Genomic DNA, 17,171 nt, shown 5'->3' with positions numbered 1-17,171 from the left:
CACCGTGATGAACCTGCTCGACGAGCTGCGTACCCATCGACTGTTGGCCATCGTGCGCGGCCCGGACCCGGCCGCCGCGCTGACCGCCGTGCTCACCCTGGCCGAGAGCGGCGTCGCCCTGGTCGAGGTCTCGATGACCAGCGCCGACGCGCTCGGCATCATCCGCCGCGCCCGCGCCGCCCTCGGGCCCGACTTCGCCCTGGGCGCCGGCACCGTACTCAGCGCCGAGGACGCCCGTGCGGCGGCCGACGCGGGCGCCGGTTTCCTGGTCACCCCGGCGATCGCACCGAGCCTCGCCGAGGGTGGCCGGCTCGGGCTGCCGGTGCTCGCCGGCGCCCTCACCCCCACCGAGGTGGTGCAGGCCGTCGACGGCGGGGCCACCGCGATCAAGCTCTTCCCGGCCTCGCTCGGCGGGCCCGACTACCTCGGCGCCCTGCGCGACCCGTTTCCCGGTATCGCGTTCGTGCCGGTCGGTGGGGTCGACGCGGACGGTGCGCGGCGCTACCTCGACCGGGGCGCGACAGCGGTCGGCGTCGGTTCCCCGCTGCTCGGCGACGCCGTCCGAGGCGGCGACACGGCGGCGCTGCGGGAGCGCGCCGCCGCCTTCCTCGCGGCGGTCCGGCCGTGACCGACCTGCTCACGCTCGGAGAGACGATGGCGGCGTTCCGTACCGCCGGCCCACTGCGACTGGGCGGCACCGCCGGGATCTCCATCGCCGGCTCCGAGTCCAACGTGGCGATCGGCCTGGCCCGGCTCGGCCACCGGGCCGCCTGGGTCGGCGTCACCGGCGCCGACGAGCCCGGCGAGCTGATCCGCCGTACGCTGCGCGCCGAGGGAGTCGACCTCACCTGGTCCCGGGTCGACGCGACCGCCCCCACCGGGCTGATCCTCTTCGAGAACCGGGTCGCCGACATCAACCGGGTCACCTACCACCGCGCCGGGTCGGCCGGCTCCCGGCTCGGTCCGGCCGACGTGACCCGGGCCTTCGACGCGCCCGGGTCACCACCCCGGCTGCTGCACGTCACCGGCATCACCTGCGCGCTCGGCGTCGAGCCGTACCAGGCGGTGGTGGAGGCCGTGCGGCGCGCCCGCGCCGCCGGCAGCACGATCTGCCTGGACGTCAACCACCGCAACCGACTCTGGTCGGTCGCGGAGGCCGCCGCCGCGCTGCGCCCGCTGCTGCCCTCGATCGACCTGGTGATCGCCTCCGACGACGAGCTGGCCGTGCTGACCGACGCGACCGACCCGGCCTCGGCGCTACTCTCGGCCGGCGTCACCGAGGTCGTGGTCAAGCACGGCGCCGGTGGCGCGACCAACCACAGCGCGACCGACGCCATCCACCGTCCAGCCCGGACGGTGCCGGTGGTGGACACCGTCGGCGCGGGCGACGCCTTCGTCGCCGGGCTGCTCTCCGGCTGGCTCGACGGCGTCGACGCGTCGACCCGCCTGGACCGGGCCGTCACCACCGGCGCGTTCGCGGTCGCCACCCGGGGCGACTGGGAGGGCCTGCCCGACCGGGCCGAGCTGGCGCTGCTCGACCACGGCCCCGGCGGTACGGTCCGCTGACGACCCTTTGGAGGAGCACCATGGAGCTGACCGAGCCGACCGTCTGGAGCAACGACCGGCTGGAGTTGGGTGAGGGCCTGCGCTGGGTCGACGACCGGCTGGTCCTGGTCGACCTGCTGGCCGGGCGACTGTTGGAGACCGACGGCGACGCCCCGACCCCGCTGCGGGAGCTACGCCGCCTCGACGTGCCGCTCGGCGCGGTCGCCCCGGTGGCCGACCGACCCGGCGAATGGCTGGCCGCCGCCGGGACCGGCGTCACAGTGCTGCCCGCCGCAGGCGACCCCCGACCGGTCGCCGACCTGGTCGCCGACGCGCCCGAGCCGACCCGGATGAACGACGCGGTCGCCGACCCGCACGGCCGCTTCTGGGCCGGCAGCATGACGTACGCGATGGTGCCCGGCGGGGGCACGCTGTTCCGCCTCACCCCGGGCGCCGAGCCGATCCCCGCGGTGACCGGGCTGACCATCCCGAACGGGCCGGCCTTCGACGCGACCGGCACCACCATGTACCTGGCCGACACGCCGCGCGGTGAGATCGACCGGTTCACCGTCGACCCCGCCACCGGGGCCCTGCGGGGGCGGGAGCCGTTCCTGCGGCTGTCCCCCGCCGACGGCGGCCCGGACGGCATGACGCTCGACGCGGCCGGCCACCTCTGGATCGCGCTGTGGGGCGGCTCCGCGGTACGCCGCTACCGGCCCGACGGCACCCTCGACCGGGAGATCCGGCTGCCGGCCAAGCAGCCGGCCGGCATCTGCCTGGGCGGCCCCGACCTGCGGCGACTCTTCATCGGCACCGCCCGGGTGGGGCTGGACTCGGCGGGCCCGCAGGACGGCGCGCTGCTCGCGGTGGACGTCGCGGTGCCCGGCCTGCCCGCCGCGCGGGCCACTGCGCCAGTGAGCTGACCGGAGGCATACCGGACGCCAGGGCGGGAACAACCGCACCGGAGCGCGGTAACGACCGACCGGTAGGGAGCGAGCCGATGAGCACCGTGGGGCGGACGTCATGAACGGGCCGGTCGGCGACGAGCCGATGGGCGAGCTGGAGCTGGTGCACACCTTCACCGGCCCGATGCCGACCGGGGTGAGCGTCTCGCACCGGGGCCGGATCTTCGTCAACTTCCCGAAGTGGGGTGACGAGGTGCCGGCCACCGTCGTCGAGCTGCGCGACGGCCGGGAGATGCCCTACCCCGACCAGGCCTGGAACGACCCGTCCGGCGACGACGACGCGGGCGCGTTCGTCTCGGTGCAGAGCATCGTGGTGGACCCGGCCGACCGGCTCTGGGTGCTGGACACCGGCAGCCCGATGTTCCAGCCCACGAAGCCGGGCGGCCCCAAGCTGGTCCGGATCGACCTGGACACCGACACGGTCGCCCAGGTGATCACCTTCCCGGCGGACGTGGCGCTGCCGACGACGTACCTCAACGACGTCCGCTTCGACCTGCGGCGGGGCGAGGCGGGGGTCGCGTACATCACCGACTCGGCGGACTCCGGGCCGAACGGGATCATCGTGGTGGACCTGGCCAGCGGGGCCTCCTGGCGGCGGCTGCACGACCACCCGTCCACCAAGGCGGAGCCGCTGACGTCGTTCCGGCCGGTGGTGGAGGGTCGGCCGTTCCTCGAACGGCCGGCCGACGGCCCTCCGAAGCCGGTGAGCATGGGCTCCGACGGCATCGCCATCTCCGCGGACGGCGATCGGCTCTACTACTGCCCGCTGGCGTCCCGGCGCCTGCACAGCGTCTCCACCGAGGCGCTGGCCGACCCGGGCGTCACCCAGGAGGCGGCCGCCGCCACAGTGGTCGACGAGGGCGACAGGGGCACCGCCTCGGACGGGTTGGAGAGCGACGACGCGGGGCGGCTCTACCTCACCTCGTACGAGCACAACGCGGTGCTGCGTCGACTGCCCGACGGCGAGTACGAAACGCTGGTGCACGACCCGCGTCTGCTCTGGCCGGACACCATGTCGGTGGCCACCGACGGGTACCTCTACGTCACCGCCAACCAACTGCACCGGCAGCCGCAGTACCAGCGGGGCAAGGACCTGCGGCGCAAGCCGTACGCGCTGTTCCGCACCCGCATCGACGCCGGCCCGGTGCTGCTGCGCCGCTGAGCGAGCGAGTCGCGCAGAAGTTCGCGCCGATCTTGCAGTTGTGGTCGTCGACATGGGTGGGATGCACCTTTTGCCAGGACAGAAAGTGCAAGATCGCGAAGGGGGGAGGCGCATACCCGACGCAGTGGAGACTTGTCAGCTCACGGGCAGGGTGCGGTCCAGGAGGTCGAACAGGGCGACCCAGTGACGCTCGGTGGCCTGCTCGTCGTACGCCGGGGTGTCGGACATGGTGTAGCCGTGGTGCGCCCCGGTGTACACCTCGGAGCGGTAGCGCACCCCGGCGGCGTCCAGCGCCTCCTCCAGCGTGGCGATCTGCTCGGGCGTCATCGACTGGTCGGCGTCGGCGTGCCCGAAGTACACCTCGCCGGTGATCGAGGCGACGCCCAGGTGTGGGCTGTCCGGCGCCTCGGTGACGATCCGCCCGCCGTGGAAGCTCGCCACCGCGGCGATGCGGTCCGGGTGCGCCTCGATGGCCCGCAGCGCGTTCGTGCCGCCCATGCAGTAACCGGTGATGGCGACCGGACCCGGTCGGACGTCGTCGCGGGCGGCCAGGAAGTCGAGGAACGCGGCGGTGTCCCGGTTGATCACGTCGGGAGTCAACACGCCGACCAGCGGCATGATCTTCTCGAAGAGGGCGCCGCGCTGGTCGGCGTCGCCGAGGCGGGACAGGTCGAAGAGCGGTGCGCGGCCGGCCCGGTAGAACAGGTGGGGCGTCAGCACCAGGTAACCGCGTTCGGCGATCCGCTCGGCCATCTCGACCAGGCGCGGGCGCGGCCCGAAGGCGTCCATGAAGAGCAGCACCGCCGGGAACGGGCCGTCGCCGTCCGGTCGGGTCAGACTCGCGTCCGCCACTCCGTCACTGGTCGGGATGTCCACCGTCGTCGTCAGCACCGTGCCTCCTCGTACGCCGATCTTGGTCCGTTTGGAACGTTACTCGCCGTGCCGGTGTCCCTGGCGGGCAGCCGCGTGAACGCGGCGTCAAGAAATGGCGGTGGTCTGTCGAAACCGCGTATCGAGTGGTGCCCCGCCGTCGCGCGGTGGTGACGATGGGTCCATGAGTCCTTGGCGGATGACACGCTGGGAACGCGGCGAGCCGCCACCCGGCACCGACACGGCCAGCGACCCCGGCGAGCCCGCGGCCAGAGCGGACGAGCCGGAGCGGCGGCACGAGGCGCTGGTCAGCGTCCGGCTCGGCCCGTCCGCGCCCGGCAGTCACCTGGTGGAGTACCTGCGGCACGAGCCGTGCGCGGTCGCGGCGTGGTGGATCGCCGCCGACGTCGACGCCGTGGTCCGCCTCTCCGCCGGCAGCATCACAGTGCTGCACCGCGCCGTGGCCGACCTGCGCCTGCGCGCCGGGGTGGAGGTGGCGGAGGCCAACTACATCCTGCGCGCGCTCGACCTGACCACGCCCACCGACCCGCGTACCGCGAAGAAAAGCCCGGCCCGGGTGGGATCCGCCGCATGAACCGCCGCACCGGCGCCCAGCGCTTCCCGACACGTGTGGAAAGGACCAACCCGACCATGGACGAGGCCCCGATAATCTTCGCCGTTCCGGTGCGCGACCTGCCGGGACGGCTGGTGCGGGCGGTTCGGACCGGCCGTTCGCCGCAGGGGCAACGGGTGGGCATCGCCTTCACGCGGCCCGAGCTGCTGGTCGCCGCGATGGGCGCGGACCAGCGCTGGGAAGAGCTGTGCGAGTCGGCTCTGCGGGGCATGCTGCGCCCGCTCGGCATCGAGGTGATCCAGGTCGACCCGCTGCTGGTGGCCCCGCCACTTGACCGGGTCGACCCGGCACCCGCCTCCGGTCAGGCGCGCACGAAGCGCACCGCGTCCGCGACCACGTGGCCGTCGGTGTCCTCGGTGCGGATCAGCACGCTTCCGTCGCTGCCCGCCGTGAACTGATAGGTGCCCAACGGCACCCACTGGCCGCCGGACTGTCGCTGGTTGACCGTCCGGGTGACCAACCCCCCGGAGTACGCGATGTCCACCGGCACGTTCGTCGCGCGGTTCGGGTCCGCGGTCCAGCGCAACTGCACGGTCCACGACCCGGAGGCGGGCAGTGTCGGGCGGAACCGCAGCCGGTTGACGCCCTTGGCGGTGTTGCCGTCGTGCTCGTAGTCCGAGCCGTAGTAGCCGCCGATGCTGGTGCTGCGCAGCCACGTCCCGGCCCGGGTGATGCCGCTGGACGCGGCGTTGTCCAGGATCACCTCGCTGGTCGAGCCCCACTCCAGCACCGCGCCGTCCTGACGCAGCCGGGTCTGGAGGGCGGGCACCGACACGGTCTGCACGGCGGAGTTGCCGGCGAGCGCCAGGGACGCCGCGGTGGCCGCGGCCTGCCCGAGGATCATGAACACGGGTTCCATCCGGATCGAGCCGTACGCGATGTGACTCGCCGAGAGGCAGACCGGCACCAGCAGGTTCGCGCACTGCGCCTGGTGCGGCACGATCGCGCGGTAGCTCACCGGGTACGGCGCCGGCACGCCGATCTGCACGTCCCCCTCGTTGCGCACCTTGCCGTCGACGACCACCCGCTGACAGTTGTGCGAGTCCATCGTGTAGCTGGCCAGGCCCACCGAGTCGGTGGCGCGTACCCGGCTCCGACAGTCGGCCTCGGTCATCACGTACGCGGAGATCATCCGGCGTGCCTCGCGGATGTAGAGCATCGGCGGCCAGCCGCCCGTGCCGGTGAACTCGTCCACCGGCAGCCCCCACCGGGCCGTCGAGTCGCGGACCGACGCCGGCAGTCGGGGGTCGTTGGCCAGGAACCACATCAGCCCCTGCTGGTAGGTGCGGTGCTCGGCGATGATGCTCTCCCGCGTGGCCCAGCTCGCCGTCGGGTACGCGTAGTTGAAGCCGATGTTGTCGGTCGACACGGCGCCGTTGTTGTTGGAGTCGGTCTTCCCGCCGCCGACCGAGTGGGTGGTGAAGTACGGCCCGGTGTAGCCGGCCTGGATGTGCCGCAGCAGGAGCTCGTAGCGGATCGGGTCGTAACCGGACGGCTTGCCGAACGGGATGCGGTTGGCCGCCTGGGTCAGGCACATCCGGAAGCAGTACGCCTGGATCTTGTCGTCGCCGCTGCCCTGCGGGGCGAGCGGGGTGGCGGAGATGCCCGGCAGCAGCCCGCTGGCGGGCGAGCCGGCCGTCACGTACGGGTCGATGGGGTAGGCGAACTGGTGGGTGTTGCGCGACTGCACCCCGTTGATCGTCTCGCCGTAGGTGTCGTTGGACTCCCGCCCGACGGTGAACCCCACCCCGGCCATGGCCAGCAGGTCGCCCTCGTAGGTGGCGTCGACGAACACCCCGCCCCGGTAGATCGACCCGTCCTCGGTGCGCAGCTCGGTGATCCGGTTTCCGCTTCGGCCCAGGCCGGCCAGCCGAGCGTTGACGATTACCGGCACGCCCGCCTCGGCCAGCAACTCGGCGAAGACGGCGGTGGCGACGTGCGGTTCGAAGGTCATCCGCAGCGGCGACGTCGGCGTGAGGGTTCCGCCGTGGTACTTCACGTACACCCGGCGGTAGAACTCGGCGGCCAGCCCGCCGATGGACGCCTGGACGCCGGTGTCGGTGGCGCCCAGCCCGGCGGTACTCAACCCACCGACGTGGCCGGTGGGCTCCACCACCACGGCGGTGCGGCCGAGGCGGCGCATGGTGATCGCGGCGGCCAGCCCGCCGGAGGTGGCGCCGTAGACGACCAGGTCGGCGGTGGTGACGGCGGCTCGGGCGGGGTCGGCCCGGAACGGGTCGGTGAGGCCGGCCAGGACGAGGCCGGCACCGCCGGCGACCAGCAGCCGGCGACGGGACAGGGGCAGGGGCACGGACACGGCGGGCTCCCGAGGGGTAACCGGTGAAGGGGACGGTTACAGAAGCACGCCGCTGCCGCTGCGAACGAGATTCTTCAATCTCTGCCGGCGGCTGTCAACGGTTCACGGCCGGTAGCGGTAACCCATTCCCGGCTCGGTGATGAGGTGGCGGGGGCGGGCCGGGTCGTCCTCCAGCTTGCGCCGCAGCTGGGCCAGGTACTGCCGCAGGTAGTTGGTCTCGTTCTGGTATTCCGGCCCCCACACGTCCTGGAGGAGCTGACGTTGGCTGACCAGCTTGCCGGGGTGACGCAGCAGCTTCTCCAGCACGCTCCACTGGGTGGGGGTCAGCTTGACCTCGGTGCCGTCGTCCCGCAGCACGCTGTGGTCGGCCAGGTCGACGGTGTGCTGGCCGATCCGCAAGGCCGGCACCGCTTCGCTGGGCGCGCCGAGGCGGCGGGTCACCGCGCGGATGCGGGCCAGCAACTCCTCCACCCCGAACGGCTTGGTGACGTAGTCGTCCGCGCCCGCGTCCAGCGCCGCGACCTTGTCCTCGCTGCCGGCCCGGCCGGAGAGCACGATGATCGGCACGGTGGTCCAACCGCGCAGGCCCCGGATCACCTCCACGCCGTCGATGTCGGGCAGGCCGAGGTCCAGCACCACCAGGTCGGGCGGGTGGCTGGCGGCGGCCTTCAACGCGGCGGCCCCGGTGCCGGCGACGTCCACGTCGTACCGGCGGGCGCGCAGGTTGATGCGCAGGGCACGCAGGATCTGCGGTTCGTCGTCGACGACCAGGATGCGCGTCATTCCTGCGGCCCCTCGAAGGTGGTCTGCGCGGCCGGCAACCGCAGCACCATGGTGAGCCCACCGCCGGGGGTGGTCTCCGGGGTGATGCTGCCACCCATCGCCTCGGCCAACCCCCGGGACAGGGCAAGACCGAGACCGACGCCGGTCTGGTTGTCCCGGTCACCGAGGCGTTGGAACGGCAGGAAGACGTGCTCCCACTGGTCCTCCGGGATGCCCGGCCCTCGGTCGATCACCCGCAGCTCCACCTGGCCGGCGTGGGCGCTGGCGGTGATCGTGGGCGGCTGACCGGGCGGGCTGTACCGCAGCGCGTTGGCAACGATGTTCACCAGCACCCGTTCCAGCAGGCCCGGGTCGGCGGTGGCGGCCGGCAGGTCGGCCGGGATGTCAGTGCCGACCGTCGCGGCCGCCGGGCCAAGTTCGTCCAACGCCAGGGGTACGGCGTCCTCCAGGCCGATCGCGGTCGCCGAGATGCCCAGCACACCCGCCTGGAGCCGGCTCATGTCCAGCAGGTTGCCGACCAGCCGGGCGAGACGGTCCAACGACTCCTCGGCGGTCTCCAGCAACTCCTCGCGGTCGGACTCGTCGAACTCGATGTCATGGCTGCGCAGGCTGGTCACGGCCGCCTTCGCGGACGCCAGCGGGGTACGCAGGTCGTGGCTGACCGCGGCGAGCAGCGCGGTGCGCATCCGGTCGGCGGCGGCGAGGGGCCGGGCGGTGGCGGCCTCCTCGGCGAGCCGTTCCTGGCGCAGCGCGACGGCGGCCTGGGCGGCGAACGCCTCGACGATCCGCCGGTCGGCGGCCTCCAGCCGCCGGCCGCTGAGCACGACGGTGATCCGGTCGTCGACCGGCACCGCCGTCTCGCCGCCGTCGGGCGTGCAGGCCGGCTGCTCGCCGACACTGGCCACCACACACCAGGCGTGCTCCTCGCGGGCCCGCTCCGGTCGCCCGCTGGCCTCCTCGGCCAGCTCCAGCACGCTCACCGCGCGCAGCCCGAAGGTCTCCCGGAGCTGATCCAGCAGGGCGGGCAGCGGACGTTCGCCGCGCAGCACCCCACCGGCCACGGCGGCGAGGGTCTGCGCGTCGGCGGCGGCCCGGGCGGCCTCCCGGGTACGCCGGGCGGCCACGTCGACGATCCAGCTCACCGCCAACGCCACCCCGACGAAGACGGCCAGGGCGAGCAGGTTGTCCGCCTCGGCGATGGTCAGCGTTCGGAAGGGCGGAGTGAAGAACCAGTTGAGCAGCAGCGAGCCGCCGAGCGCGGCGACCAGGGCCGGCCACACCCCGCCGACCAGCGCGACCCCGACCACCCCGGCGAGGAACAGCAGGATGTCGTTTGTCAACGTCAGGTCGGGCAGGGTCTTCAGCAACAGGGTGAGCAGTGGCATGCCCAGCCCCGCCAGGCCGAAGCCGAGCAGCCGGCGGCGTCGGGACAGCGCCGCCGGCACGGCCGCCGCCCGGCGACCCTTGCCGGCCTGCTTGTGGGTGACCAGGTGCACGTCGATCGAGCCGGAGAGCGCGGTGGTGGTCACCCCGACACCCCGGGCGAAGATCTGCGCGAGGCGACCACGCCGGCTGGCCCCGAGCACCAGCTGGGTGGCGTTCACGCCCTGGGCGAAGTCCAGCAGCGCGGCCGGCACGTCGGTGCCGAGCACCTGGTGGTACGTGCCGCCCAGGCTCTCCACCAGCACTCGTTGCCGGGCCAACTGGGCCGGGTCCGCGCCGGCCAGGCCGTCGCTGCGGGCCACGTGCACGGCGAGCAGGTCGGCGCCCTTGCTGCGGGCCGCGACCCGGGCCGCCCGACGGATCAGCGTCTCGCCCTCCGGGCCACCGGTCAGCGCGACCACGACCCGTTCCCGGGCCTCCCAGGTGGCCGCGATCCCCTGCTGGCTGCGGTAGCGGTCGAGCTGCTCGTCGACCTTGTCGGCCAGCCAGAGCAGCGCCAGCTCGCGCAGCGCGGTGAGGTTGCCGACCCGGAAGTAGTTGCCCAACGCGGCGTCGATCTTGTCGGGTCGGTAGATGTTGCCGTGCGCCATCCGCCGGCGCAGCGCCTCCGGGGTCATGTCGACCAGCTCGACCTGCTCGGCGGCGCGGACAATCTCGTCCGGCACGGTCTCCCGCTGGGTGGTGCCGGTGATCTGCGCGACCACGTCGTTTACCGACTCCAGGTGCTGCACGTTGACCGTGGACAGCACGTCGATCCCCGCGTCGAGCAACTCCTGGACGTCCTGCCAGCGCTTGTCGTGCCGGGAACCGGGCACGTTGCTGTGCGCCAGCTCGTCGACCACAGCGATCTGTGGCCGGCGGGCCAGCACCGCGTCCAGGTCCATCTCGGTGAACGCCGCGCCGCGGTAGTCCATGCTCCGGCGGGACACCTGCTCCAGGTCGCCGAGCATCGCGGCGGTGTGTTGGCGGCCGTGGGTCTCCACGAAACCGATCACCACGTCGGTGCCGCGCGCGGCCCGCCGCTGGGCCTCCTCCAACATGGCGTACGTCTTGCCGACGCCGGGGGCGGCCCCGAGATAGATGCGCAGTTCTCCGCGTGGCACGGGGACCATCCTCCCTGGTCAGATCGGCGGGCGGGGCCGCGCCCGGTTGGCACGGCCCCGCCCGCGAGGGTGCTCAGCGTGCGGCGAACTGCTTGTCGAGCGCGAGGTTGAGCTCCAGCACATTGACGCCGGGCGCACCCATGAAGCCCAGCCCACGCCCGTCGGTGTGCTCCTTGACCAGCTTGCGGACCGCCGCCGGGTCCGCGCCGCGCTCGCGCGCGACCCGGTTCACCTGCAACTCGGCGTACGCCGGGCTGATCTGCGGGTCGAGACCGCTGGCGCTGGCGGTGACGGCGTCGGCGGGCACCGCCGGGTCGGCGGGCGCGTCGCCCCGGATCGGGGTGACCACCCCACCGGCGGCCACGTAGTCCTCGCCGGGCTGGGCCGGCTCCACCGTCACCCCCTGGTACTCGGGGACGAACGGCGTGGCCGGGGCGGCCTGGTTGACGCTGACCACCCGGGTGACCGGGCCGGTCAGACCGTCGGCGCGGAAGACCGCGAGCACGGCACCCACTCCGTCGTCGGTGCAGTAGGGGCGTCGGCCGTCGACGCCGTTGAGCTCGCCGACGGACTTGCTGCGCCCGCACACCTGGGTGAGCAGGCTCTCGCTGGATTCCTCCGGGTCGGTGGCGATGGTGTCGACCACGCTCTCCGGGCCCAGGTTGCTGGCCGAGGTGGAGGTTGGGTCGTAGCCGTCGCCGGCGGCGGAGGGGCGGGACTGGAAGTACCGGGCGATCGGGTTGCCGTCCGCGTCGGTGAAGGACTGGCCGATCAGCGCGCTGCCGACCGTCGTCCCGCCCGAGGAGATCAGCGAGCCGTCCGTCTTGTGGTTGAGGCCGGGCAGCTGACCAACCGCTACCAGGGCCAGCGGGTAGACCAGGCCGAGCAGCACCGTGAAGACGAGTACGGCGCGCAGCGCGGCGAGGTGTTGGGCGATCCAGGTGGGTAGGCGCATCACGAAATCCCCGGGATGAACTGGATGAGCAGGTCGATGAGCTTGATCCCGATGAACGGCACGATGATGCCGCCCAGCCCGTACACCAGCAGGTTGCGGCTGAGCAGCTTCGACGCGGCGGCCGGCCGGTACCGCACGCCCCGCAGGGCGAGCGGGATCAGCGCGATGATCACCAGGGCGTTGAAGATGACCGCGGACAGGATCGCCGACTCCGGGCTGGACAGCCGCATGATGTTCAGCGCGTCCAGGCTCGGGTAGAGGCCGGCGAACATGGCCGGGATGATCGCGAAGTACTTCGCGATGTCGTTGGCGATGCTGAAGGTGGTCAGCGCGCCACGGGTGATCAGCAACTGCTTGCCGATCTCCACGATCTCGATCAGCTTGGTCGGATCGGAGTCGAGGTCGACCATGTTGCCGGCCTCTTTGGCGGCCGACGTGCCGGTGTTCATGGCCACCCCGACGTCGGCCTGCGCGAGCGCCGGCGCGTCGTTGGTGCCGTCACCGGTCATCGCGACCAGCCGGCCACCCTCCTGCTCCCGCTTGATCAGCGCGAGCTTGTCCTCCGGCGTCGCCTCGGCCAGGAAGTCGTCCACCCCCGCCTCGTCGGCGATCGCCTTCGCGGTCCGCGGGTTGTCGCCGGTGATCATCACGGTTCGGATGCCCATCCGGCGCATCTCGTCGAACCGCTCCCGCATGCCGGACTTGACCACGTCCTTGAGGTGGATGACGCCCAACGCGCGGGCGGGCTCACCGTCGACGTGCTCGGCGACGACCAGCGGGGTGCCGCCGGTGCCGCTGACGGCGTCCACGATCTCGCCGACCTGCTCGGTCGGGTGGCCGCCGTTCTCCCGTACCCACTTCATCACCGCGGCGGCGGCGCCCTTGCGGACCCGGCGGGCCGCGCCCACCGCGCCAGCGTCCACGCTGGCGTCCGGGGTGAGGTCGACGCCGCTCATCCGGGTCTGCGCGGTGAACGGTACGAAGGTGGCGTGCGGCATCACGCCGGGCTCGCGCTCGCGCAGCCCGAACTCGTTCTTCGCGAGGACGACCACCGAGCGCCCCTCCGGGGTCTCGTCGGCCAGGCTGGACAGCTGCGCGGCGTCGGCCAGCGCCGCGGGGTCGACCCCCTCGACCGGTACGAACTCGGCGGCCTGCCGGTTGCCCAGCGTGATGGTGCCGGTCTTGTCCAGCAGCAGGGTGTTGACGTCGCCGGCCGCCTCGACGGCCCGGCCGCTCATGGCCAGGACGTTGCGCTGCACCAGCCGGTCCATGCCGGCGATGCCGATGGCGGAGAGCAGCGCGCCGATGGTGGTGGGGATCAGGCAGACCAGCAGCGAGATCAGCACCACGCCGGTGACACCGGAGTCGGTGATCGCCCCGCTGTTCGGGGCGGCCGCCTGGTACGCCTTGGAGAAGATGGCCAGCGGCTGGAGGGTGACCACTGCCAGCAGGAAGATGACCGTGAGCGCGGCGAGCAGGATGTTCAGCGCGATCTCGTTCGGCGTCTTCTGCCGGTTGGCCCCCTCGACCAGGGCGATCATCCGGTCGATGAAGCTCTCCCCCGGCTTCTGGGTGATCTTCACGATGATCTGGTCGGAGAGCACCTTGGTGCCGCCGGTGACCGCGCTGCGGTCGCCGCCGGACTCCCGGATGACCGGGGCCGACTCGCCGGTGATGGCCGACTCGTCGACGCTGGCGATGCCCTCGACGATGTCGCCGTCGCCGGGGATGATGCCGCCCGCCTCGACGAGCACGACGTCGCCCTGACGCAGGTCCGGCGCCGGCACCGCTTCATCGCGGTAAGTGTTCGCCCGCGCGCCCGGCTTCCAGTCGATCAGCCGGGTGGCGATTGTGTCCTTCTTCGCCTGCCGCAGGGTCGCCGCCTGGGCCTTGCCCCGACCCTCGGCGACCGCCTCGGCCAGGTTGGCGAAGACCACTGTCAGCCAGAGCCAGATGGTGATCGCCCAGGCGAACACCGACGGGTCGATCACCGCCAGGACTGTGGTGAAGGCCGCGCCGACCTCCACGATCAGCATCACCGGGTTGCGCCACAGCGTGCTGGGGTTGAGCTTGCGTACCGCGTCCGGCAGGGACCGGATCAACTGCTTGGGGTCGAGCAGGCCCCCGCCGATCCGGTTGCCCTGGGTGGCGGGTGTGCCGGGGAGTTGCTCTGTTGGGGCGGACGTGACGGACATGTCCTCGTTCCTCATGATGGTCAGAGCCCCTCTGCCAGCGGACCGAGCGCGAGCGCGGGCAGGAAGGTCAGTGCGACGAGGACCACCGTGACGCCGACGACCATGCCGATGAACAGCGGTCGGTGGGTCGGCAAGGTGCCCTCGGACGCGGGGGTGGGTGCCTGGCGGGCCAGCGAGCCGGCCAACGCGAGCACGAAGATGAGCGGCAGGAACCGGCCCAGCAGCATGCACAACCCGAGCGCGGTGTCCCACCAGGTGGTGTTGACGGTGATGCCGCCGAACGCCGAGCCGTTGTTGTTGCTGGCCGAGGTGAACGCGTACAGCACCTCGGAGAGGCCGTGCGGGCCGACGTTGAGCGCCGTGGAGTTGTTGCCGGTGCCGAACGCCGCCGCCGTACCGACCAGCACCAGGATCGGCGTGATCAGGAAGTAGAGCGAGGCGAACTTGATCTCGCGCGATCCGATCTTCTTGCCCAGGTACTCGGGAGTGCGGCCCACCATCAGCCCGGCCACGAAAACCGTGATCACAGCGAGGATGAGCAGGCCGTACAGCCCCGAACCGGTGCCGCCCGGCGCGACCTCGCCGAGCATCATGTTGATCATCGTCATCATGCCGCCGAGCGAGGTGAACGAGTCGTGGAACGAGTTCACCGCGCCGGTCGAGGTGAGCGTGGTGGCGGCGGCGAAGGTGGCCGAGTTCGACACGTCGAACCGCACCTCCTTGCCCTCCATCGCCGCACCGACCGCCTGCGGCACCGTGCCGTGGCCGGCCAGCTCGAAGATGTTGGTGATGGCGACGCTGAGGAACGCGAGGATGCCCATCACCGCGGCGATGGCGTAGCCCTGCCGGTTCTGCCCGACCATCCGGCCGAAGACCCGAGGCAGGCTGAACGGGATCAGGAGGATCAGGAAGATCTCCAGCCAGTTCGTCCAGGTGGTGGGGTTCTCGAACGGGTGCGCGCTGTTGACGTTGTAGAAGCCGCCACCGTTGGTGCCCAGCTCCTTGATCACCTCCTGGCTGGCGACCGGACCACCGGTGATGGTCTGGGTGCCGCCGGTCAGCGTGCTCACGTCGGTGCCGGCGGAAAGGTTCTGCACCGCCCCGCCGATCATCAACGCGATCGCGCCGAGCACCGCGATCGGCAGCAGGATCCGCAGCGTGATCCGGGTCAGGTCGACCCAGAAGTTGCCGAGCTGCCCGGTGCGGCTGCGGGCGAAGCCGCGAACCAACGCGACCGCCACCGAGATGCCGACCGCCGCCGAGACGAAGTTCTGCACGGCCAGGCCGGCCATCTGCACCAGGTGGCCCATCGTCGACTCACCCGAGTACGACTGCCAGTTCGTGTTGGTCACGAACGACACGGCCGTGTTCCACGCGCCGTGCGGCACCACCGGGTCGAACCCCAGCGACAGCCACAGGTGGTTCTGCACCCGCTGGAACAGGTACAGGAACAGGATCGAGACCGCGGAGAACGCCAGCACGCTGCGGGCGTACACGCCCCAGGTCTGCTCGGCGGCCGGGTTGACCCCGACCAGTCGGAAGATGCCCCGCTCGACCCGCGACTGCTTCGTGCCGGAGACCGCCCGGAACATGTAGTCGCCGAACGGCTTGTAGACGGCGACCAGGGCCGCCACCAGCGTCAACACGAAGATGACGCCCGCTGTTGTCATGGTCATCAGAAGCGCTCCGGAAACAGCAGGGCGAACACCAGGAACGCGCCCAGGACGACCGCGAGCACCAGACCGACGGCGTTGACCGCGTTCACAGCTTCTCCACCGCCCGGACCACCAGGGCGAGCACTGCGAACAGCGCCACCGTCAGGACCACGAACACCACGTCAGACACGCTGACTCCTCAGCCGGAAAGGTTCGTCGCGACCGCCTTCCGGTCGCGCCGGGCAATCAAAGCCCCACCACCCGTCGAACGGCAGGGGTCATAACGCGACCATGACGGGGGCGAACCTTTTCTTGACGTGGTTTTCACACCTGCCCTCTGAACAGGTGAAATGCGGCACAGACCCTCGGTGGTCCACGAGGTCAGGACGAGAAAAACCACGCGCGACCCGGATGGGGTGGCGCATGGTGCGGCGAGGGCGGAGGTGCGAGGCCGTTCAGGCCGGGCGGCGGGCCACCAGCACGTCGCGCATGATCGACTGGTCCACCCGGTGCCGCAGCGCGCGGTAGGGCTCGGCGTCGACCACGGTCAGGCCGGCGTCGGCCAACGCCGCCGCCGCGTCGTCGCGGCTGGCGACGTGGGTGTTCCAGGAGATCCCGAGCGCACCACCGGGGCGCAACAACCGGGCCCAGACCGGCGCGGCGTCCGCGAGCAACGCCAGCGGGTCGCGGGTCAACCCCTGCCCAGCTGTACGACTGCCGTGCTGCACGCCGTACGGCGCGTCGGCGACGACCAGGTCCACGGTCTCCGGGCGGAAGAACTCCGCCGAGCGGGCGGTGTCGGCGTTGACCACGTCCAACAGCTGCGTCTGGCCGGCCTTGTGCTCCTCACGGGTCGGTGCCAGCTCGATCCGCACCCGTCGGCCGACCACCTTGCGCTCCCGCCGCACCGGCCCCGACTCCAGCACCCGGTGCTTGACCCGCTTCTGCTTCAGCCAGGTGGTGATGAACGCCCGGTACGCCTCGACGTCCTTCTGGTCGCGCTCGATTCCGGCGGCGTCGAAGCCGTACATCAGCGCCTGGTTGAGGGTGGTGCCCCGGCCACAGAGCGGGTCGAGCACCCGAAACCGGCGGCTGGTCATCTCGGCGGCCCAGTCCGAGGCGAGCAGGGTGACGTTGAGCAGCAGCTTGGTGAACTGCTCGTTGGTCTTGCCCGGGTACTTCTGGATGGTGAGCAGATCGTCGTCGTAGCGGTCCAGACGGCTCCACTCGATCGGCCGCAACAGCTCGCCGACGATCTCGAACAACGCGTATCCGGCGGAGAGGTTGCCAAGGACGGTCAGGTCACGCTCGGTCAGCCCGTCGCCGGTGAACGTGATGTAGGACGCCCCTCCGACGACCTCGGTGTCCAGCTCGCCGATCCGGCCGTCCAGCGCCGAGCGGCCGAAGATCTCCAGCTCGGCTCGGGTGAGGTCGACGGCGGCGCGGGCGTACACCCGGTTGGTGGCGGGCAGGATCAGCAGGCCGTAACGCGTCATGATCCGGCGAGTATTCCACAACCAGTCACGGTCGCCGGGAACCGGAGC

15 protein-coding genes are annotated in these 17,171 nt (G+C 71.8%); 6 read left to right on the top strand and 9 right to left on the bottom strand.

Annotated elements, in window-relative coordinates:
• Positions 1–7: 7 nt before the first annotated feature.
• The 4 genes from ACQRWP_RS31000 to ACQRWP_RS30985 all read left to right on the top strand — a co-directional run bounded on the left by ACQRWP_RS31000 (position 8) and on the right by ACQRWP_RS30985 (position 3,672).
• Positions 8–628: a bifunctional 4-hydroxy-2-oxoglutarate aldolase/2-dehydro-3-deoxy-phosphogluconate aldolase gene (locus tag ACQRWP_RS31000; protein WP_430499752.1), complete on the top strand. Its 621-nt coding sequence runs from the start codon at positions 8–10 to the stop codon at positions 626–628.
• Positions 625–1,566 (top strand): sugar kinase, encoded by a 942-nt coding sequence (locus ACQRWP_RS30995; RefSeq protein WP_430499751.1) that lies wholly within the window; start codon positions 625–627, stop codon positions 1,564–1,566. The genes ACQRWP_RS31000 and ACQRWP_RS30995 overlap by 4 nt, the downstream gene beginning before the upstream one ends.
• A gap of 20 nt (positions 1,567–1,586) precedes the next feature.
• Positions 1,587–2,468 carry an SMP-30/gluconolactonase/LRE family protein gene (locus tag ACQRWP_RS30990; RefSeq protein ID WP_430499750.1) on the top strand — a complete coding sequence of 294 codons (882 nt, stop codon included), beginning with the start codon at positions 1,587–1,589 and terminating at the stop codon, positions 2,466–2,468.
• A 100-nt stretch (positions 2,469–2,568) separates the two neighbouring features.
• Entirely contained in the window at positions 2,569–3,672 is a 1,104-nt protein-coding gene (locus tag ACQRWP_RS30985) for an L-dopachrome tautomerase-related protein (protein ID WP_430499749.1), read from the top strand.
• 135 nt (positions 3,673–3,807) lie between these two features.
• Here the strand turns inward: ACQRWP_RS30985 and ACQRWP_RS30980 are convergent, their stop codons facing one another.
• Entirely contained in the window at positions 3,808–4,563 is a 756-nt protein-coding gene (locus ACQRWP_RS30980; RefSeq protein ID WP_430499748.1) for a dienelactone hydrolase family protein, read from the bottom strand.
• Positions 4,564–4,741: 178 nt separating this feature from the next.
• On the opposite strand from ACQRWP_RS30980, the gene ACQRWP_RS30975 reads away from it, so the two are divergent.
• Complete coding sequence (locus ACQRWP_RS30975; protein WP_430499747.1) at positions 4,742–5,137, top strand: hypothetical protein; 396 nt, start codon at positions 4,742–4,744, stop codon at positions 5,135–5,137.
• Positions 5,134–5,574 (top strand): SAV_915 family protein, encoded by a 441-nt coding sequence (locus ACQRWP_RS30970; protein ID WP_430499746.1) that lies wholly within the window; start codon positions 5,134–5,136, stop codon positions 5,572–5,574. The genes ACQRWP_RS30975 and ACQRWP_RS30970 overlap by 4 nt, the downstream gene beginning before the upstream one ends.
• Here the strand turns inward: ACQRWP_RS30970 and ACQRWP_RS30965 are convergent.
• The 8 genes from ACQRWP_RS30965 to ACQRWP_RS30930 form a co-directional block, all read right to left on the bottom strand.
• Positions 5,478–7,493 carry an FAD-dependent oxidoreductase gene (locus ACQRWP_RS30965; protein ID WP_430499745.1) on the bottom strand — a complete coding sequence of 672 codons (2,016 nt, stop codon included), beginning with the start codon at positions 7,491–7,493 and terminating at the stop codon, positions 5,478–5,480. The two genes, ACQRWP_RS30970 and ACQRWP_RS30965, sit on opposite strands and share 97 nt — an antisense overlap.
• Positions 7,494–7,595: 102 nt before the next feature.
• On the bottom strand, positions 7,596–8,276 hold the full coding sequence (locus ACQRWP_RS30960) for a response regulator (RefSeq protein ID WP_210782924.1): 681 nt from the start codon (positions 8,274–8,276) through the stop codon (positions 7,596–7,598).
• Positions 8,273–10,822, bottom strand: coding sequence for a DUF4118 domain-containing protein (locus tag ACQRWP_RS30955; protein WP_430499744.1), 2,550 nt, complete (start codon positions 10,820–10,822; stop codon positions 8,273–8,275). Before ACQRWP_RS30955 ends, ACQRWP_RS30960 begins: the two co-directional genes overlap by 4 nt.
• A gap of 73 nt (positions 10,823–10,895) precedes the next feature.
• On the bottom strand, positions 10,896–11,777 hold the full coding sequence (locus tag ACQRWP_RS30950; RefSeq protein WP_430499743.1) for a potassium-transporting ATPase subunit C: 882 nt from the start codon (positions 11,775–11,777) through the stop codon (positions 10,896–10,898).
• On the bottom strand, positions 11,777–13,972 hold the full coding sequence (gene kdpB / locus ACQRWP_RS30945; protein ID WP_430499742.1) for a potassium-transporting ATPase subunit KdpB: 2,196 nt from the start codon (positions 13,970–13,972) through the stop codon (positions 11,777–11,779). The genes ACQRWP_RS30950 and kdpB overlap by 1 nt, the downstream gene beginning before the upstream one ends.
• A 20-nt stretch (positions 13,973–13,992) precedes the next feature.
• Positions 13,993–15,648, bottom strand: a complete 1,656-nt coding sequence (gene kdpA / locus ACQRWP_RS30940; RefSeq protein ID WP_430499741.1) for a potassium-transporting ATPase subunit KdpA — start codon at positions 15,646–15,648, stop codon at positions 13,993–13,995.
• On the bottom strand, positions 15,648–15,737 hold the full coding sequence (gene kdpF, locus ACQRWP_RS30935) for a K(+)-transporting ATPase subunit F (protein WP_036410889.1): 90 nt from the start codon (positions 15,735–15,737) through the stop codon (positions 15,648–15,650). The genes kdpA and kdpF overlap by 1 nt, the downstream gene beginning before the upstream one ends.
• 345 nt (positions 15,738–16,082) lie before the next feature.
• On the bottom strand, positions 16,083–17,123 hold the full coding sequence (locus ACQRWP_RS30930; RefSeq protein WP_430499740.1) for a TRM11 family SAM-dependent methyltransferase: 1,041 nt from the start codon (positions 17,121–17,123) through the stop codon (positions 16,083–16,085).
• Positions 17,124–17,171 lie beyond the last annotated feature (48 nt).

The sequence above is a fragment of the Micromonospora trifolii genome (assembly GCF_050516465.1).
GTDB classification, from domain to species: Bacteria; Actinomycetota; Actinomycetes; order Mycobacteriales; family Micromonosporaceae; genus Micromonospora; species Micromonospora trifolii.
Note: the sequence above shows the minus strand (reverse complement) of the source record. Positions and strands in the feature narration are given on the sequence as shown.